We start from the raw sequence: 14,458 nt of genomic DNA, 5'->3' as shown, positions 1-14,458 counted from the left end.
GTGTTAACCTCGTGTCGTTGATGTTGTCGCTCCATACATCGCCTGTTCGGGCGAGGTTGGAGGGGCTGCTGCGGTTTCCGACGATGCGGGCTTGTCATCACTGAGAGCGTTGCCGACACGGGCCAATAGCCGGAAAAGTCCGGGATGGTTGCCAATCCCGATTTCGACGAGATCGCGGCGGAGAGCATCGTCTCCGAACGTCGCGATCACGCGGTTTGCGTTGTTGAGGCTGGTCGAAAGGTTGTCGCCGCCAAAGTCCCGGTCGGCGCGGATTTCCTGCTGCCAGTCGGAGGTAATCTTCTGGTGGCGCTCGCTCAGCGCGTCATATTCAAGCTTGCGCTGCTCGGCGATCACGCCGGCCAGACGGCTCGCCTGGCCATTCGTCAGGCCAAGCTCCTTCATCACCGGAGAGGCGCGGTCCAGCAGCGCCCGGTCGAGTTCAATGCCGCCATCGAGCTTGATGTCGTATTGACCATTTTCGGGCACCAGATCGGCGGCATCGCCCGGCTCGGGAGACAGGCTGCCACCCTCCCCTTCGCCACCCTCTCGCCCGGCCCCATTCTGGCCGGAAGAAAGCTTCTCGGCCGTCCCGTTCAGAAGCGGCGCATCGTCATTGGCGTTGGCATTGTCGCTGCCGCCGCTATCCGGGCTCACGCCCCAATCGGTATGGCCTTCCGGCGCAAAGGTGGCGCTATTCATCCACTGTCTCAGCATGCTCTTCCCTCTTGCGCTTTTCCGCGCGTCTGTGGGCCTCGATCATCATCTCGGCATAGGCGGTGGGTTTGATCTGGTTCAGCTGGTCGATGATGGTGACGCCGATGATCCGGCGACCGATGTGAATGCCGGTCTCGCCATTCACCACATGCGGGGCACCGTAGACGTTGCACTGGCAAAGCACCCACCAGAGAAATTCGCGCGCACGCGGCTCCGCAAGCACGAACTCGGTTGCGAGATCGAGCGCCTGTTCCTGCATTGTTTTGGCTGTCATCCGGCAATTCCAAGCTTGCGCAGCAGTTCCACCGGCCCGCCATTGTCGTCGGTGGCGGAAAGCGCCTGTGCCGCCTGCGCACCATCGCGCAGTGCCGGCGCCAGCTTGGCGGCGGCTTCCGTCGCCTGCGCCGCCTGTTGCTGTTGCACCCGCTCGTCGCGGATCGCCTTCACCTTGTCGTCGGAGCGCACGATGGTGGAGACAACACCGATCGCATCGCCATATTCATCGATCGCCTGGTCCACATCGAGCTTGTCCACCGCGTCAGGTCGCGCACCGGCAAGATTGCCGACGAAACTCACCATGCGCTCGATAGAGCCGGTCGAAACCGCAAGCTGCGCCTGGTAGAGCGTCGAGATATTGTCGACATTCAGCTCCTCGCCCTGCAGATCCTGCGGCGCGTCCGGCAGCTCGTCGTCATCGTCCAGCTGGTAGAATACCCAGTCCGCCAAGGGCTGGATCAGCTCGTGATGCTGTCGCTCCACCGTCGGTCCCAGCTGCTGAAGCTGTTCTTCCTTGCGCTGCGTCAACTCGAACTGGTTGCGCGGCTGAACCCCTTCCATCGTGCTGATCGCCATGAAGAGATCGGCGTAAAAGGCTCGGTCCACCCGGCGCTTCGCCTCATCGATATCGGCGGCCAGATCGCCGAGCGGCACATTCACCTCGAAGGCGCGGCGATAAGCGGCAGTCCCGACACTCTGCTCGTCGACGAAAGTCACGGTGCCCGGCAGCGAGGAATTGCGCTTGTTGCGAAGCGAGGTCGGCGCCACCAGCGGCGGGCGCACCTGGTGTTCGATACCCATGCCCTTCCAGCGCTGTTCGGTCTGCAGCATCTTCACATCCGGCAGCGCATCCATGCCAGGGCATGTGGCGGCATAGACATCTTCGCCCACCACATCCCAACGCGGCGCAATCAGCGGATTGCGGTCGAAACCGCTCACCTCCAGCATCCTGTCGCGGTCCTGGCCTGCTTCCCAATAGTTGGACATGAAGGGCTTGTTTGCTCTGGTCGGGCGGGCGGGATCGCGGGCGGAACGCGGCTCGATGGCGTTGAACACCTCCACCACCTCGTCGTAATTTCCCCGGTCCCACAGGTTCTTGATGGTGGAGGACACGTTCGACCAGTCCATATCGCGGGAATTGGGCTTTGCCACCCAGCGCCCGACGATCTGCTCCACCGTCATCCACACGCGGCGATAACAGGTATCCACCCGCATGCCATACTGGCTCTGCGCCAGCCAATATTGCCCGACCGGCGGCAAGATGCCGTGCAGGCGCCGCCCGGCACGCGTCAGGATCAGGCAGAACTGCCCGAACAGAAGCTCGTCGCCATAACCGGAATGAAGACAATTATATATATTCGAGACCGCCAGCCGCTCGCGCGCCCGGCGTGTCGCCTCATAAAGGTAATCCTTCACAGGGCCGAACTCGCGCAGATCCTTGTCGGTAATGCTGTAGCGCATCCAGGGCCGCGTGGGAGACGTCAGCCCCGCCTGCATGCCCGATTGCGCCACGCGGTGGGCAAGCTTCGGCGAATTGTCGATGATCTTCTTGTTGCCGTTGATCCCCTTCGGATCACGGGCATCCCCCTTGCGGTAGCGGCCGGGAACGATGAAATCGTTCAGCTCCTGCCACTGCGCCTCATAGGGGTTGCGCTCCTTCTGCAACGCCTTCAGGCGCCGCTCATGCCGTTCGCGGATCGTATCGGCCATATCAGCCTCCCAACAGGTTTTTCTTGCCGCTCGTATCCAGCGCGCCCACGCCCTGAACCCCGGTCAACATCGTCGACGTCGCCGCCCGCAACCGATCCCGTGTGCGGCGCCCGGCACCATTCACCGTCTGACTGTCCGGCTCGCGCTGCGCCGCATACTCGATCGGCAACTTCGGATCCTCCGGCTTCGCCACCTTGGGAGACTTGAAAACACACATCGCAAAACCTCGAATTGAAGACAGACAGAGCCAACCCGCACCGCAGGCCGTTCGGCTTAAATTTCATGGAAACAATGAGTTGGCTAGAAGAACCCCCTCTGCCCTGCCGGGCATCTCCCCCTCAAGTGGGGAGATCGGAGTGTTGCACCGTCTTGGCCCAAACTACGGTCAGATGTGAAACGCGAAGAGCGCCTCTTGCCGATCTCCACCCTTGAGGGGGAGATGCCCGGCAGGGCAGAGGGGGGTGAACGGCAGATCCAGAACGTAAAAGGCGTCGCCTCCATCGTTCCTACCGCCGCAACACCCCCGCGCATCACAATACGCGCACCCCTCACCCAAACGGATTATACCCATCCCCATCACCACCATACCCGGTCTCCCGGCTATGATTATACCGCTCATCCCCCCGCCCCTTAGGCACGACAGGCCGGGCAAAGGTCAGTCCAAGCGCGTCCGCACGGTTGGGAGAAGGAAGCCCCCGCGCCTTCATGTCTTCCTTGCTCTCGATCTGCAGCTTGCCATCCACGCGGGCCACAAGCTCAGGGCCGATCAGGTCGTGGTAGAGGATATCGTCGCGCGCATCGAGCGCGCCGCCCTGTTTCAGCCAGTCGCGCATGCCCTTCCACATTTCGGCACGCTTGTTGAGACAGCCGCGATCAATGCTCTTTTCGGCGAAGCTGACGAGCTGCCATGTGCGCCCCAGCGTCACGCCGGCGGAATAGATGCCGGTGCCATGGCCAAGATCGATGAACACCGCATCGGCCTGCAACTCATCCTCGAAGCGCGCCACATGGTTTGCCACCAGAATGTCGTTGTCGTTCTTCGGCATGGTCATCAAAAGCCGGGCATAGAGCCCCTGGCGCAGATAGATCACCAGCTCGTCGTCACCCGTCCAGGCCGGATCGACACCGATGATCTTCGGCGCGAAATCATACTGCTCCTTGCGCAGATGCACCTTCTGGGCAGCATCCACATCCTCGGTGGAAATGAACTGCTTTGCCGATGTCGATGGAAACATGCCGCGCACTCGCACTTTGACGAAATCGCTGTCCTCGCCGTAGTCGCTGACCCATTCGGCAAGTTTCTTCTTGTTGGTACCGGGCACCATGCGGCTGTCGATCTGCCGCCTGATCCAGCGCCGGCGATGCCGGCGGAAACATTCGCGAAACCGCCCGGTATTCTGCGTCGGATTGCCGAAGACGATCCAGATGATGATGGTGTTTTCGTCGGTCAGCGCGCCTTCGGCCACTTCCCAGACACTGTCGGTAATCTTCGACGCCTCGTCGAACATCAGCACAATGATCCGGTCCTTGTTGTGCAGACCGGCAAAAGCCTCGGTATTGTTGGCAGACCAGGCGACGAAATCCAGCCGCCACAGATCCGCATGGCCACGATCGCGCGACTTGATCGACATGGCCTGCGTCTCGAACCAGTGGCTGGTAATCGAAGAGCGAAACCACTTGCCCACTTCCGGCGATGTCTTGGTGCGCAGCTGCGTCTCGGTATTGGCGGTCACGACGATCTTGCAATCGGCAAAACACGACATGGCCCAATTGGCCATCATCCCCATCTGCGCCGATTTGCCGATCCCGTGGCCGCTCGCCACCGCAATCTGCAAAGGCTGGTAGCGGTTCTCGCTGTTAAGATGCTGTCGGATTTCATCATTGATATCCGCCTGCCAATCCCGCGGCCCCGCGATACCGTCAAGCTCGCCCTCCCCCCAGTCCCAGGCAAACCGCGCCCAGGCCTGCGGATCATACTGAAACCGAGCCGCCGCCTCGATAATCTCCGCATCGAGATCGGTATCCACACGGCCCTTGCTCGCCTGCTTGGCATTGCCCATGAACGATCTCCCGGCAAAGCCTGCAATGTCTCGTATTGAATGTCGTAATCGGCGCGCACTCGCCCGATTGAAGCGGGTCGCGATCTTTCCGATCACACGGCGCAAATAATCCGCTGCAGCATCGCCTAGATTCAAAAAAGGCAAAGCGTCCTTTGTGCGTCCAATAGGACGCCCGGCGGTTTAGCTGGATACACAGCCATTCAGCCGGACACTCTGCCACTTATCACTTCCGCACGACGTTGCGATGAGGTCAAACCTCTCCTACTCCGTCATCCTCGGTCTCGACCCGAGGATCCACGAGCCGTACTCTTAAGCGCGTGAAAAGATGGATCCTCGCCTCAAGGGCGAGGATGACTCCGAGAGGTTTTCCGCCTTCGACCAAAAGGCTGTCGTTCCAAGTTCCTACCTGGCGTCACGGCGCCAGAAAATCAGATGCATCACGTATCGAAGTCACACACGAAGCAGCTTGAAGTATACTCCCTGCCAAAACCCCGACAGACCCGCATCGTCGCCGGCAGCAGCGAAACCCGTCAGTCCAAAACCCGGGCCTTGGCCCGCGCCAACCGCTCGGCCAGCGACCCGCTAACCTCGACCTCGACTTTCTCACGAAAGGCCTGCACATCGATATGCTTGCCGATCAGTTCCAGCCGCTTGATCCGGTCGCTGAGCTTCACCTGAGACACCCGCCCGATCGCCTCGCGGCTCTCGCCGCGCCCTTCGAACAGTTCCTTGACCTCGACCGCCGCGACCAGCCCCTGCCGCCAGATCAACGGCCACTGATCGACCGGCTTCAGCCCGCCATTCTCATCATAAAGATCGGCAATATCCGCCAGCGCCTCTTCGGCAAGGCGCGACAGCAACCAATCCGCATGGATCTGCGTACGCCTCGACCGCTGCTCTTTTGCCGTGTCGATCGCGTCTCTGACCGCCGTATTCCGCATGAGCTTCCACGCTATCTGGACGGGGTACGAACGGCTGTACCCTGCCCGCATCGCAGCCTGGGGAGCGTTGAGATCGACCAGATATTCCTCAACGAAGGCCTGTTGCCTCGCGCTTAGGGGCCGTGGTGATGTCATGGAAGATCTCTCAGAGTGGGGGGTCGCATCGCTGCGTATCGAAGCGTGAATATTGAGGCTGCGATGACTGACGCAGTCGCGGACAGCAGTAAGGCCGGATCAACGGGTTGATGGAAATTAAGTGCGGGAGCACGAAGAACGCCGGTGCAAAAACTGCGTATCGATGGCATTAGCCCAGAAACGCAAAAAGCGACCCGAAGGCCGCTCCCAAATACAATTCTTCGAATATGAAGACATGTCACTTATCGCTGTTTCGGGAAGAAAAGTCAAACGCTAAAATCCTCAAAACTCAAAAATCGTCTAAAGCCCTAAAACATATATTTTAAAATCCACTGATCCAAAGGACGATTTGTATATAGAATCCGCTTTGACGGCTGGTGCGACATTCATCGTCAGTAGCGACTGACATTTCGAGCATCCCGCCGTCCAGGCGTTCGGCATATCGATGATCAGAGCCGGAGATTTCGTGGCGGAATTGACGAGAAGAAGACAATCAACATGAGCACCTATCCTCTCAGATTTTGACCTTTGCTATTGCTGCCTCTGCTAGCGGTAGCAAAGGTCAAAAGCAGACCATTAGTCACGAACGATCTGCAAAAGCGGCTCGAAACTGTAGAGCGCTGGCCGTCGACCGGCAGCAGGCTCAAGAGTCAGTATAAGCCCGCGTTCGGACAAGATGCGCGTGAACCGGTGAGCGGAGGGTCCAGGAATTCCGGATTTTTTTGTAAAAACGTTATTCCTGAAAACCGGACGCGAAAAAAGGAAGTCCAGAGCCGCTGTGCTCCACTGCGATGTCAGGAGTTGCGGAAACTCTTTTTTCAGTTCTTCGTAAAGGTCGCGAATCCGTTCGGCTGTTGCCAGGTTTTTTTGCGCCTGGGATTCCAGGGCTTCAAGAAAGAAAATGATCCACTCGGTCCAAGCCCCCGACTTGGACACTTCACGCATAAGATCGATATATTCATCGCGGCGATCTTCAAAATAGCTACTGATATAGAAGTGCGGCGCGGAGATCGCTCCGGCTTTCCAAAGCATGAGGGTGATCAACATCCGCCCAATTCTGCCATTGCCGTCCTTGAATGGATGCAGGGCTTCGAACTCTAGATGAGCGACTGCTGTCTTGATGAGAATCTGCCAGTCATCCGATTCGATGAATGCGAAAAGACGATCCATCCCGTCTTGAAGTTGTTCGGGTCGCATTGGCACGAAATGAACTTTGCGGCGCATTCGATCGGCGAGATAATTTTGCTCCGTCTTATACTCGCCGGGGGATAGATGCGCGCCGCGACCGAAACCAAGAAGAACGCGATGCGCGCTTTTTACAAGAAAGCCGGACAGTGGCGCTCCTTGCTCCATACTGCGCTGGGCGGCTGACAGGGCGCGAGTGTACAAAAAGACCTCAATCGCTTCATTACGATAGTGGCCACCCGTCTCGTCACCGCTTTCTTCCTGATCAGCTTCATATCGCAACACTTCGTCGAGCGTACTGACCGTGCCTTCCATACGTGAAGACACAACGGCTTCTTGATTTCTCAAGGGCGCCAGCAGAATCTCGCTATTATGCATGCTCTTGAGCATTTGATCGTAGCGCGCCAGAGCAGCGGATGCCGATGCCACCGGCGTAATGAGTCTGCCAGCATCGATGTACCGCGGTGGAAACTGATCATAGTGATATTCGACCGCTTCAGAGAGGTCCAAGCCTGGGCGCAGCGCCATTGTGATGTCCGAGTTTCAGGATTTTTGACGTACGAGCTACAATGTCATGCCTGATCACGGAGCCGTTGTCTATCAAGAATGGTTATTTTTGATAGACAACGCGGTTTGATGTGCATCTGTATCACTCAAACCCATTTGATTTTCAAAATACCTGATTATTGATAGTCAAATCCTTTTGCGTATCACGCATGCGAGACAAACCGGTTTGTCTTTCAAAAAGCGGCAATTTTGAAAATCAACTTCTTCTATGCACCGGATCATTGTTCATCAGGCGTGGGAAGCCACTTGAAGCTATGTAAGGGCTTCTCGCATAGCCCATAAAATTGGCGTGGCGAGGGCGGCGCGAACGCCGCCGCCTTCAAGGCTTTTCACCCCAATCACACCCCAAAAAACCGCGCCAGCACATTGCACACCACGCGCAAGTCCCCCAGCATATGGTGCTGCCGCTCGCCCTTGATCACGCAGAAATCCAGCGCCGCCCAGAGGTTCTGGCGTAGCTCGTTCTGTGCGGTCTGGATGGTCTTGCGGCATCCGTCATAGCGGGCAATCACCGCCTTGCACCATTTCTCGTAATCCTCGCTGATCGTCTGGGAGGGCGTGCCGCGCTCGCTTTTGTCGCGCTCGCCATCCGGCGCCTTGATCGCCATCATGTAGGATTGGCGCAGTTCCAGAAACCGCACCGCGCCCTCATACTGGTCGTCGCTCAGACCATCGCGTTTGCCGAGCATGTTCAGCGTGCCGATATAGGTTGCGGCCCGCGGATCACGCGCTTCCTCGACCGTTACTCCCATGCGGCTTGCCCGCGCCTTCAGCGCCACGCTGTCTGCGGGCGCATGGGCACGGCCGGATCTTGAGATGCGCCCATTCGGCTCGCGCGCCACATTGATCACCTTGCGCCGTCCGCGCTTCTGCTTCAGTTTCTCGGCCTTGCTGGTCATGATGCTGGTCCTTTTCCGTTGTTAATTGCGCGCCAGGATACGCTTGATGTCGTCCATGCAGGCCGATGCGCCGCGGCCTTGCTGATACTGATCGAGAATGCGGTGGATCGCCGTTTCCCGCTTCTTGCGTTGCGATGCCGCCGCCTTTGCCTGGTGGATCGCTTCTGGAATTGTGCCGGTCACGCCCCGCCCTCCAAAGCTTGTGCCTTCGCCTTGCGGTAGAGATGCAGAATGGAGGTGTGGTCGCGGCGCATGAAGCGGGCGATCTGCGGGTAGGTCTTGCCCAGCGCATCGCGAAAATGCACCACCATCTCCATCCGGATCCTGACCAGCCAGCGCGCCCGCACATCGCTGCGCACCAGATGCAGCGTGGCGTCTGGGTATTTCTGAAGAAGGTGACGCGCCGCGTCCGCCATGCTGTCACGCGCGCGGTATTCAAGCGGGCTGACAAGCCGCATGAAGCCGTCCACGCGGTTGGTCTGGATCAGGGTGAAATTCAGCTGTGTCTGAGGATAGAGGCTCATCGTCTGTCGTCCTTGCCGATACGTGTCTTTGAAATCTTCGAAGGGTGCTGCGGCGTCTTCTTCATCGCATCCAGCGTCGCCTGCACCTGCGGGTCGAGAGAGCCATGCAGGAACCCCACCCTCGCCGGTGCCCCCGCACGCGCCTCCGTCACAATCGCCCTCACCCGCGCCTTCACCGCAGGATCAGCCCGCTCGATGGCAATCATTGCCCGCCGCTTCTCATCCGCCGCACGGTCGAAAAGCCGCGAAGCTTCGATGCGCAGCGCATAGCGTTCGGCATGAAAAGGCGCGATAATGGCTCTGGCCTGCTTGCCGAACTCCGCACAGGTCGGCACGAACTGGCCGGTATGGTTGGCAACTCGCCCGGCAATGAAGTCATTGGCCGCCTCGCACACCGCCCATTCCGGCAGATCGGCGCAGACGCCGCGAAACTCGCGTCCAAACGCCGCCACATCCACGCCCGGCTGCGGGCGAAACTGGCCGATCAGCCGAAGCGCCGTATCGCGAATGGTCTCCGGCGCGGCAGGCGCAAGCAGCCGGTCGATCTCCTGCACCCGCAGGGCAATCTGCCGCGCACGCTCACGATACCGCTCCGGCAGCCGGTCGAACTGATCCTTGGCAATGAGGTCAAACATCCTGAAACGCCTCCATCAACAAATCGCGGGATGATTTTTTTGGCGCGCGAGCGCGTCTGGAAAAATCGCCAGATTTTTCTTTTATGGGTGTGACTCTGGAAGCAGAGCCTTCGCTGTGCTTTGGCAATGCCTTCGCATCGCTGTTTTTCTCAGCCTTCCAGCGGGTTACGGCGCTATCTCTGGCTTTCGCCTTGCGCTCCATGGCCTTTTCACGCTCGATCCGCAGCCGCTTCTGCACCCATTTCTTCCGCCGCTTGTCGAGCTTCCAGAACGCCATCACCACCGGCTTCATCGCCCGCCACTTGGCCGGCGAAACCTTGGCCTGCAGCGCCAGAAGTTCATCGTCATCGGCCAGCGAACAATCGGGGGAGCGCCACGCCTGGAAGAGCAGCAGCAGATAGGCGCCATGCTGCTCGGTGGTCAGATGCACCGTGTCGGCCAGATAGGCATCGGTCCAGAACGGCATGAAAGGCAGGTTAGCCATTGGCATTCTCCGCGCGCATCGGCGGCGTGCCCCAGGCATCCTTGGCCGGGTGATACTTGATCACCGCCACATTCGCCGCCAGGCTTTCTTCGCGAAGCCGTGCAAGCTCGTTGTAAACATCCGCTTCCGTGCGCCCCAGAATGTAGGCGATCTCGGCCGTGTCATAGCCGGAGCGAAAAAGTGTCAGTGCCTTGCTCATGCGTGTTCCCGCTTCCTCGCCATCAGGCGGCAAAGTTCGCCTGTCGTCTGCACCGCAGGCGCAGACGTGAGGCGTGGTATTGGCAATGGTGATATCGGCCGTGCCTTCAGGATACGGCTGAGAGTTTTCGGGCCGAAAGGCCGGCGCTCCCGCGCAGGATCTTCCCGACAAGCGCCTCGAACCGTCTTCTCGAGACGGCAAAGACTTCAAGGATTGGAGGGTTGGGCTGACGGCCCGGGAGGACAAGCCGTCAGCCCGTTTTTGATCGCCAGGGAGGAGATGCGATCAAAACCTTCGATCCAGCGGCAGAACCGCCGAAATCTCGAACTCACTCATGGGGCAAACACTGCAGCCATCAGGCCGCCAGTCGCTCGCCATTGATGCGGTTGACCTCGCAAAGAAGCTCGGCCTCGAAAGCCTCGACATCGAGGTTCACATCCTCATCATCATCGGTTGCCACGAGCTGCATGTTGCCGTTGCATTGGGTCATAGCCGCGCGGCCTCCTCGATGGTCAGCAACCCGCAAACCGGGCGGGCAAAGGTCACGGTGATCTTGACCAGCGTATTCCAATCCGGCCCGCGCTCGATCAGGTCGTGCAGCTCGTCCAGTTCCTCGATCGCATGCTCGACATCGACGATACCGGCCTGGCTTCGGTATTCGGCAACCGCCTTCCAGCGCGCCACGCCGAAGCCGGGTCTGTCCAGAACATCAGTCATCATTCTTTCCTTCCCGGATTTCGACCGGCGTCACCGTTCCGCACCTGTCGCAGAACCGCTCGATCTGGTGTTCGATAGAAAGCGGGCGCCGGCATTCGCGGCAGCCGATATAGCTTGTCTGAAACGCAGCGCGGCGCGCCTGCGCGGATGCTTCGATACGGACAGAACTCATGCGCGCCGATCCTCCATAAAGGTCAAAGCCCGTCTTTGCCTCGCCCCGATGCCGGGAGCGGCCAGCGCTGCAAAGGCCATATCGGTCCTCCGCTTCGCTGCCTGCCGCTCACCAAGGACATCGGGGCGCAGGTCCAGACGAGGGACAAACCCATCCCTCGCCATTCGCAAGACAGGCACCGTCTCAACCGCAACCGCCCCTCTGGCGCAGACCTCTCGGGCCGCCACCCGTAACCGGCAAACGAACGGCTTGAAGCCGCTCCCTGCCGAGCCGGGTCCGACCCGGAAGCCGCCAGCCTCAGCGGCCTGTGCGATGTGATGACGAAATCTGTTCATACAAGAAAACTAGTAAAAATTGGGACATCCGTCAACTAGTTTCCTTGTGTGCGTTTCCACAAGTGTTCTGGTAGAAACTAAGCCATGGGAATTATTGGCGAAAATCTGAAATCGATCAGGAAGATCAAAAATCTTTCGCAGGCGAAAGTTGCGGAACTGTCGGGCGTGAGCCAGCAGCTCATCTCGCAGCTCGAGACCGGCTTGACTGAAAAGACCACTGAACTTCCCGCCCTTGCCCAGGCGCTCGGCGTCAGCGTCCATGAACTCGACCCATCCTACACGCCGGATGCGGAGGGCGTTCCCACCCTGATCGTGCCCTATCTCGCCTGGGTCAGCGCCGGCGCCATGATCCGCGATGACATCGCCGACGAAGCCCTTGGCCTCATCCGCGTGGCGGATTTACCGGCCTCGGGAGACTGGATTGCCTTGAAAGTCAGCGGCGATTCCATGGACAGGATTTCTCCGCCCGACTCCATCATCTTCGTCGATCGCAACGATCGCAACCTCGTTCCCAATGGCTGCTACGTCATCTCGGACGTGGAAGGCAACGCCACCTATAAGCGCTATCGTTCCGGCCCCATGCGCTTCGAGCCCGTCTCCACCAATCCGCAGCACGAACCGATCTTCCCGGACAACGACCCCATCATCGTCGGCCGCGTCCGCCGCTCGATCATCAATATGTAAGCCTGCTGCCGAGCATCACCTCGCCGCCAGTCGACGTCCCATCATCACAGCAACGATCCGTTTGGCCACTAGGCCATCAGCAAACTGATTCTCTCTTTGTTCCCACAGTTACTAGTTTTCTTGTTGACTTGGATACAAGTATAATAGTAGAAATGGATCTAGGTCCGAACAGGTGAAGCCGCTTCAAGCGGAGCAACCTGGCTCCCGAGAAGACAGCGACGATGAGGATCATCTCCCATGACCACACCTGGCTACATCATCGGAAAAGACGAAATGCTGCTGATTGCCACCCGCTGGCACGATGGCGATACGGTTCTTCTGGAAATGCCGGTGCGCCTCTATAAGGCGGAGGAGATCCAGGCCCTGATCGATGAGACCACCTCGCAAAACTGCACGGTGATCAGCGTCGATCTCTACGACGTCACCGCCAAGAAGGGCATGTCCATCGCCGATGATTTCGATATCCGCCCTTTTGCTGAGCACGAGGAAGACCGAAAGGAACAGGACGCGCGCGACGAGATGGCCGAGCAACGCCGGCTGCGACACGGCACCGGTCTCTACAACACGCTGAACCATACGCAGCAGGGCATCCAGTCGCGAGCGTGAAGTCCATGAGCCATGAAGTGCCATGCGCCCGGTATCGCCGGAACGCTTTACCGTTTTGAATCGACGCATCGTGCCTTTGCGAAAATCGAGCCCGATTTTCGCGCCGATGCTGTAGCCCTCAAAGAGCCGAATGCCACGCCACCGCGCTCCAAGCTGCAGGCCGCAAGATGTTTCTGTTGTTGCTTCGGAGTTACAGCATTTTGCTGCCAATACGCTATCGATAGCGCCATTGAACCTCAGAGTGCTTCCGATGAAACCCACTGTCTTTGCCGCCGCCGCTTTTATTCTTGCCACAACTTCCGCAATTGCCGCGGACGCTGTCTCGGACGTTCCCGCAGCACCGGTCGCGATCGACAACTCTTCCTTCTCCTGGAGCGGCTTTAACGCGGGTATTCAGGTTGGATATGGCTGGAACAAGAACGATATTCTGGGCATCGCCCCGGTCGGCACAGTGAATGCCAATTTCGACGACGGCCTGATCGGCGGTTTTGCCGGTTACAATTATCAGTTCTCCAACAACTGGGTCGCAGGCGTCGAAGGTGATTTCGAAGGCAACCTGGGCGGCGGCAAGCTCACGGTTCTCGCACCGGATTTTTACGAATACGGGTTCGATTGGCAGGGCTCGGTCCGCGCCAAGGTCGGCTACGCGGTTGATCGCGCCTTGGTCTACGGCACGGCCGGCTGGGCCATCGGCCGCGGCTACCTGACGGTTCCAGGTGCCGGTACTCAGAAGGAAAACTTCTACGGCTTCACCGTCGGCGCCGGCGTCGATTACGCCTTTACCGACATGATCTTCGGCCGCGTCGAATATCGCTACACCAATTTCGGCGACCAGAATTTCGATTACGACGCTGGCCCACTGCTCAACTCAGACATCGACCAGCACGGTGTGCGCCTCGGCCTCGGCGTGAAGTTTTAATCCACCTCGATTGCTCACGAGGCGGGCTGGGTAGCGGATGCTCTCAGTGGAACCGCGGCATACCAAAAGACGCGAGACAATCTGGGCCTTATCCACGAGCTTGCCTGTTGCGCGCGCGCTCTGCCCCACCCACTGCCGTCATCCTCGGGCTTGACCCGAGGATCCACCTTTTCAAAGACTTAACCGCAATTCGGCGCTGATCCACCCGCACGGTAGGCTCGCAAGGACGTGGATTCTCGGCACAAGGCCGAGAATGACGCAGGAGAGTGTGGCGCCTCCTCACCCCTTCACCGGCCGCGGGTTGCCCGCATCATCCACCGCCACCATGATGAACACGGCTTCCGTCACCTTGTCGCGGGAGTGTTGCGAATAGTGGCGCGTCCAGGCTTCGATCTTCAGCGTGATCGATGTGCGCCCCACTTTCTCGATGCGGGTATAGACGCACAGCGTATCGCCGATCTTCACCGGCTTCTTGAAGACGATCTCGTTGACGGCAACGGTGACCGTGCGTCCGCCCGCCACGTCATTGGCGCGCACGAAGGCGGCAAGGTCCATCTGCGACATCACCCAGCCGCCAAAAATATCTCCGGCGGGATTGGCGTCAGCCGGCATGGCCAGCGTGCGAAGGGTCAGTTCCATATCGGAGGGTGGTTGGTTGTCCATCAGCATACCTCTTGATCGCGCACCTCCCGGTGT

At 59.2% G+C, this 14,458-nt stretch carries 20 protein-coding genes; 3 read left to right on the top strand and 17 right to left on the bottom strand.

The annotated features are described in order from the left end of the window. Positions 1-3: 3 nt before the first annotated feature. The 16 genes from ACTJK5_RS00715 to ACTJK5_RS00640 all read right to left on the bottom strand — a co-directional run bounded on the left by ACTJK5_RS00715 (position 4) and on the right by ACTJK5_RS00640 (position 11,218). Complete coding sequence (locus tag ACTJK5_RS00715; RefSeq protein ID WP_440611630.1) at positions 4-714, bottom strand: hypothetical protein; 711 nt, start codon at positions 712-714, stop codon at positions 4-6. After that, entirely contained in the window at positions 692-988 is a 297-nt protein-coding gene (locus ACTJK5_RS00710; RefSeq protein WP_062439578.1) for a hypothetical protein, read from the bottom strand. Before ACTJK5_RS00710 ends, ACTJK5_RS00715 begins: the two co-directional genes overlap by 23 nt. Continuing rightward, positions 985-2,700 carry a portal protein gene (locus ACTJK5_RS00705; protein WP_440611629.1) on the bottom strand — a complete coding sequence of 572 codons (1,716 nt, stop codon included), beginning with the start codon at positions 2,698-2,700 and terminating at the stop codon, positions 985-987. Before ACTJK5_RS00705 ends, ACTJK5_RS00710 begins: the two co-directional genes overlap by 4 nt. A 1-nt stretch (position 2,701) precedes the next feature. Continuing rightward, entirely contained in the window at positions 2,702-2,917 is a 216-nt protein-coding gene (locus tag ACTJK5_RS00700; RefSeq protein WP_112358593.1) for a hypothetical protein, read from the bottom strand. Between the two features lie 331 nt (positions 2,918-3,248). Continuing rightward, positions 3,249-4,760 (bottom strand): terminase, encoded by a 1,512-nt coding sequence (locus tag ACTJK5_RS00695; protein WP_440611628.1) that lies wholly within the window; start codon positions 4,758-4,760, stop codon positions 3,249-3,251. A gap of 530 nt (positions 4,761-5,290) precedes the next feature. Continuing rightward, on the bottom strand, positions 5,291-5,836 hold the full coding sequence (locus ACTJK5_RS00690; protein WP_296078497.1) for a terminase small subunit: 546 nt from the start codon (positions 5,834-5,836) through the stop codon (positions 5,291-5,293). 576 nt (positions 5,837-6,412) lie between these two features. Beyond that, complete coding sequence (locus ACTJK5_RS00685; RefSeq protein ID WP_440611627.1) at positions 6,413-7,549, bottom strand: Fic family protein; 1,137 nt, start codon at positions 7,547-7,549, stop codon at positions 6,413-6,415. A 377-nt stretch (positions 7,550-7,926) separates the two neighbouring features. Continuing rightward, positions 7,927-8,487 carry a hypothetical protein gene (locus tag ACTJK5_RS00680; protein WP_440611626.1) on the bottom strand — a complete coding sequence of 187 codons (561 nt, stop codon included), beginning with the start codon at positions 8,485-8,487 and terminating at the stop codon, positions 7,927-7,929. Positions 8,488-8,508: 21 nt separating this feature from the next. Then, the gene (locus ACTJK5_RS00675; RefSeq protein ID WP_440611625.1) at positions 8,509-8,670 is read right to left on the bottom strand and encodes a hypothetical protein; all 162 of its coding nucleotides are present in this window, start codon (positions 8,668-8,670) and stop codon (positions 8,509-8,511) included. Beyond that, a complete protein-coding gene (locus ACTJK5_RS00670) occupies positions 8,667-9,011 on the bottom strand; it encodes a hypothetical protein (protein WP_062427861.1) in 345 nt (114 codons plus the stop codon). The genes ACTJK5_RS00675 and ACTJK5_RS00670 overlap by 4 nt, the downstream gene beginning before the upstream one ends. Next, the gene (locus ACTJK5_RS00665; protein ID WP_440611624.1) at positions 9,008-9,646 is read right to left on the bottom strand and encodes a hypothetical protein; all 639 of its coding nucleotides are present in this window, start codon (positions 9,644-9,646) and stop codon (positions 9,008-9,010) included. The genes ACTJK5_RS00670 and ACTJK5_RS00665 overlap by 4 nt, the downstream gene beginning before the upstream one ends. Then, positions 9,639-10,130 carry a DUF1376 domain-containing protein gene (locus tag ACTJK5_RS00660; RefSeq protein WP_440611623.1) on the bottom strand — a complete coding sequence of 164 codons (492 nt, stop codon included), beginning with the start codon at positions 10,128-10,130 and terminating at the stop codon, positions 9,639-9,641. Before ACTJK5_RS00660 ends, ACTJK5_RS00665 begins: the two co-directional genes overlap by 8 nt. Further along, entirely contained in the window at positions 10,123-10,329 is a 207-nt protein-coding gene (locus tag ACTJK5_RS00655; RefSeq protein ID WP_440611622.1) for a hypothetical protein, read from the bottom strand. The genes ACTJK5_RS00660 and ACTJK5_RS00655 overlap by 8 nt, the downstream gene beginning before the upstream one ends. Positions 10,330-10,684: 355 nt before the next feature. After that, positions 10,685-10,819, bottom strand: a complete 135-nt coding sequence (locus ACTJK5_RS00650; protein WP_440611621.1) for a hypothetical protein — start codon at positions 10,817-10,819, stop codon at positions 10,685-10,687. After that, positions 10,816-11,046: a hypothetical protein gene (locus ACTJK5_RS00645; RefSeq protein WP_274103030.1), complete on the bottom strand. Its 231-nt coding sequence runs from the start codon at positions 11,044-11,046 to the stop codon at positions 10,816-10,818. The genes ACTJK5_RS00650 and ACTJK5_RS00645 overlap by 4 nt, the downstream gene beginning before the upstream one ends. Continuing rightward, a complete protein-coding gene (locus ACTJK5_RS00640) occupies positions 11,039-11,218 on the bottom strand; it encodes a hypothetical protein (RefSeq protein WP_062427856.1) in 180 nt (59 codons plus the stop codon). Before ACTJK5_RS00640 ends, ACTJK5_RS00645 begins: the two co-directional genes overlap by 8 nt. A 419-nt stretch (positions 11,219-11,637) precedes the next feature. Here ACTJK5_RS00640 and ACTJK5_RS00635 point away from each other — a divergent pair, with 419 nt between their 5' ends. The 3 genes from ACTJK5_RS00635 to ACTJK5_RS00625 all read left to right on the top strand — a co-directional run bounded on the left by ACTJK5_RS00635 (position 11,638) and on the right by ACTJK5_RS00625 (position 13,762). Continuing rightward, the gene (locus tag ACTJK5_RS00635) at positions 11,638-12,237 is read left to right on the top strand and encodes an XRE family transcriptional regulator (RefSeq protein ID WP_062427854.1); all 600 of its coding nucleotides are present in this window, start codon (positions 11,638-11,640) and stop codon (positions 12,235-12,237) included. Positions 12,238-12,474: 237 nt separating this feature from the next. Then, positions 12,475-12,843, top strand: coding sequence for a hypothetical protein (locus tag ACTJK5_RS00630; RefSeq protein ID WP_440611620.1), 369 nt, complete (start codon positions 12,475-12,477; stop codon positions 12,841-12,843). A 250-nt stretch (positions 12,844-13,093) separates the two neighbouring features. Further along, complete coding sequence (locus tag ACTJK5_RS00625) at positions 13,094-13,762, top strand: outer membrane protein (RefSeq protein ID WP_440611619.1); 669 nt, start codon at positions 13,094-13,096, stop codon at positions 13,760-13,762. A 279-nt stretch (positions 13,763-14,041) separates the two neighbouring features. On the opposite strand, the gene ACTJK5_RS00620 is transcribed toward ACTJK5_RS00625, so the two are convergent. Then, entirely contained in the window at positions 14,042-14,425 is a 384-nt protein-coding gene (locus ACTJK5_RS00620; RefSeq protein ID WP_062427977.1) for an acyl-CoA thioesterase, read from the bottom strand. Positions 14,426-14,458: the final 33 nt, after the last annotated feature.

The organism is Agrobacterium sp. 22094 (assembly GCF_052046015.1).
In the GTDB taxonomy this organism is placed as follows: domain Bacteria; phylum Pseudomonadota; class Alphaproteobacteria; order Rhizobiales; family Rhizobiaceae; genus Agrobacterium; species Agrobacterium cavarae.
This window is presented reverse-complemented; position numbering and strand designations above follow the sequence as displayed.

Bases quoted from the DNA above. Each gene is read 5' to 3' on its own strand.
- ACTJK5_RS00715 (WP_440611630.1), bottom strand. From the start codon at position 714: ATGCTGAGACAGTGGATGAATAGCGCCACCTTTGCGCCGGAAGGCCAT.
- ACTJK5_RS00710 (WP_062439578.1), bottom strand. From the start codon at position 988: ATGACAGCCAAAACAATGCAGGAACAGGCGCTCGATCTCGCAACCGAG.
- ACTJK5_RS00705 (WP_440611629.1), bottom strand. From the start codon at position 2,700: ATGGCCGATACGATCCGCGAACGGCATGAGCGGCGCCTGAAGGCGTTG.
- ACTJK5_RS00700 (WP_112358593.1), bottom strand. From the start codon at position 2,917: ATGTGTGTTTTCAAGTCTCCCAAGGTGGCGAAGCCGGAGGATCCGAAG.
- ACTJK5_RS00695 (WP_440611628.1), bottom strand. From the start codon at position 4,760: ATGGGCAATGCCAAGCAGGCGAGCAAGGGCCGTGTGGATACCGATCTC.
- ACTJK5_RS00690 (WP_296078497.1), bottom strand. From the start codon at position 5,836: ATGACATCACCACGGCCCCTAAGCGCGAGGCAACAGGCCTTCGTTGAG.
- ACTJK5_RS00685 (WP_440611627.1), bottom strand. From the start codon at position 7,549: ATGGCGCTGCGCCCAGGCTTGGACCTCTCTGAAGCGGTCGAATATCAC.
- ACTJK5_RS00680 (WP_440611626.1), bottom strand. From the start codon at position 8,487: ATGACCAGCAAGGCCGAGAAACTGAAGCAGAAGCGCGGACGGCGCAAG.
- ACTJK5_RS00670 (WP_062427861.1), bottom strand. From the start codon at position 9,011: ATGAGCCTCTATCCTCAGACACAGCTGAATTTCACCCTGATCCAGACC.
- ACTJK5_RS00665 (WP_440611624.1), bottom strand. From the start codon at position 9,646: ATGTTTGACCTCATTGCCAAGGATCAGTTCGACCGGCTGCCGGAGCGG.
- ACTJK5_RS00660 (WP_440611623.1), bottom strand. From the start codon at position 10,130: ATGGCTAACCTGCCTTTCATGCCGTTCTGGACCGATGCCTATCTGGCC.
- ACTJK5_RS00655 (WP_440611622.1), bottom strand. From the start codon at position 10,329: ATGAGCAAGGCACTGACACTTTTTCGCTCCGGCTATGACACGGCCGAG.
- ACTJK5_RS00650 (WP_440611621.1), bottom strand. From the start codon at position 10,819: ATGACCCAATGCAACGGCAACATGCAGCTCGTGGCAACCGATGATGAT.
- ACTJK5_RS00645 (WP_274103030.1), bottom strand. From the start codon at position 11,046: ATGACTGATGTTCTGGACAGACCCGGCTTCGGCGTGGCGCGCTGGAAG.
- ACTJK5_RS00640 (WP_062427856.1), bottom strand. From the start codon at position 11,218: ATGAGTTCTGTCCGTATCGAAGCATCCGCGCAGGCGCGCCGCGCTGCG.
- ACTJK5_RS00635 (WP_062427854.1), top strand. From the start codon at position 11,638: ATGGGAATTATTGGCGAAAATCTGAAATCGATCAGGAAGATCAAAAAT.
- ACTJK5_RS00630 (WP_440611620.1), top strand. From the start codon at position 12,475: ATGACCACACCTGGCTACATCATCGGAAAAGACGAAATGCTGCTGATT.
- ACTJK5_RS00625 (WP_440611619.1), top strand. From the start codon at position 13,094: ATGAAACCCACTGTCTTTGCCGCCGCCGCTTTTATTCTTGCCACAACT.
- ACTJK5_RS00620 (WP_062427977.1), bottom strand. From the start codon at position 14,425: ATGGACAACCAACCACCCTCCGATATGGAACTGACCCTTCGCACGCTG.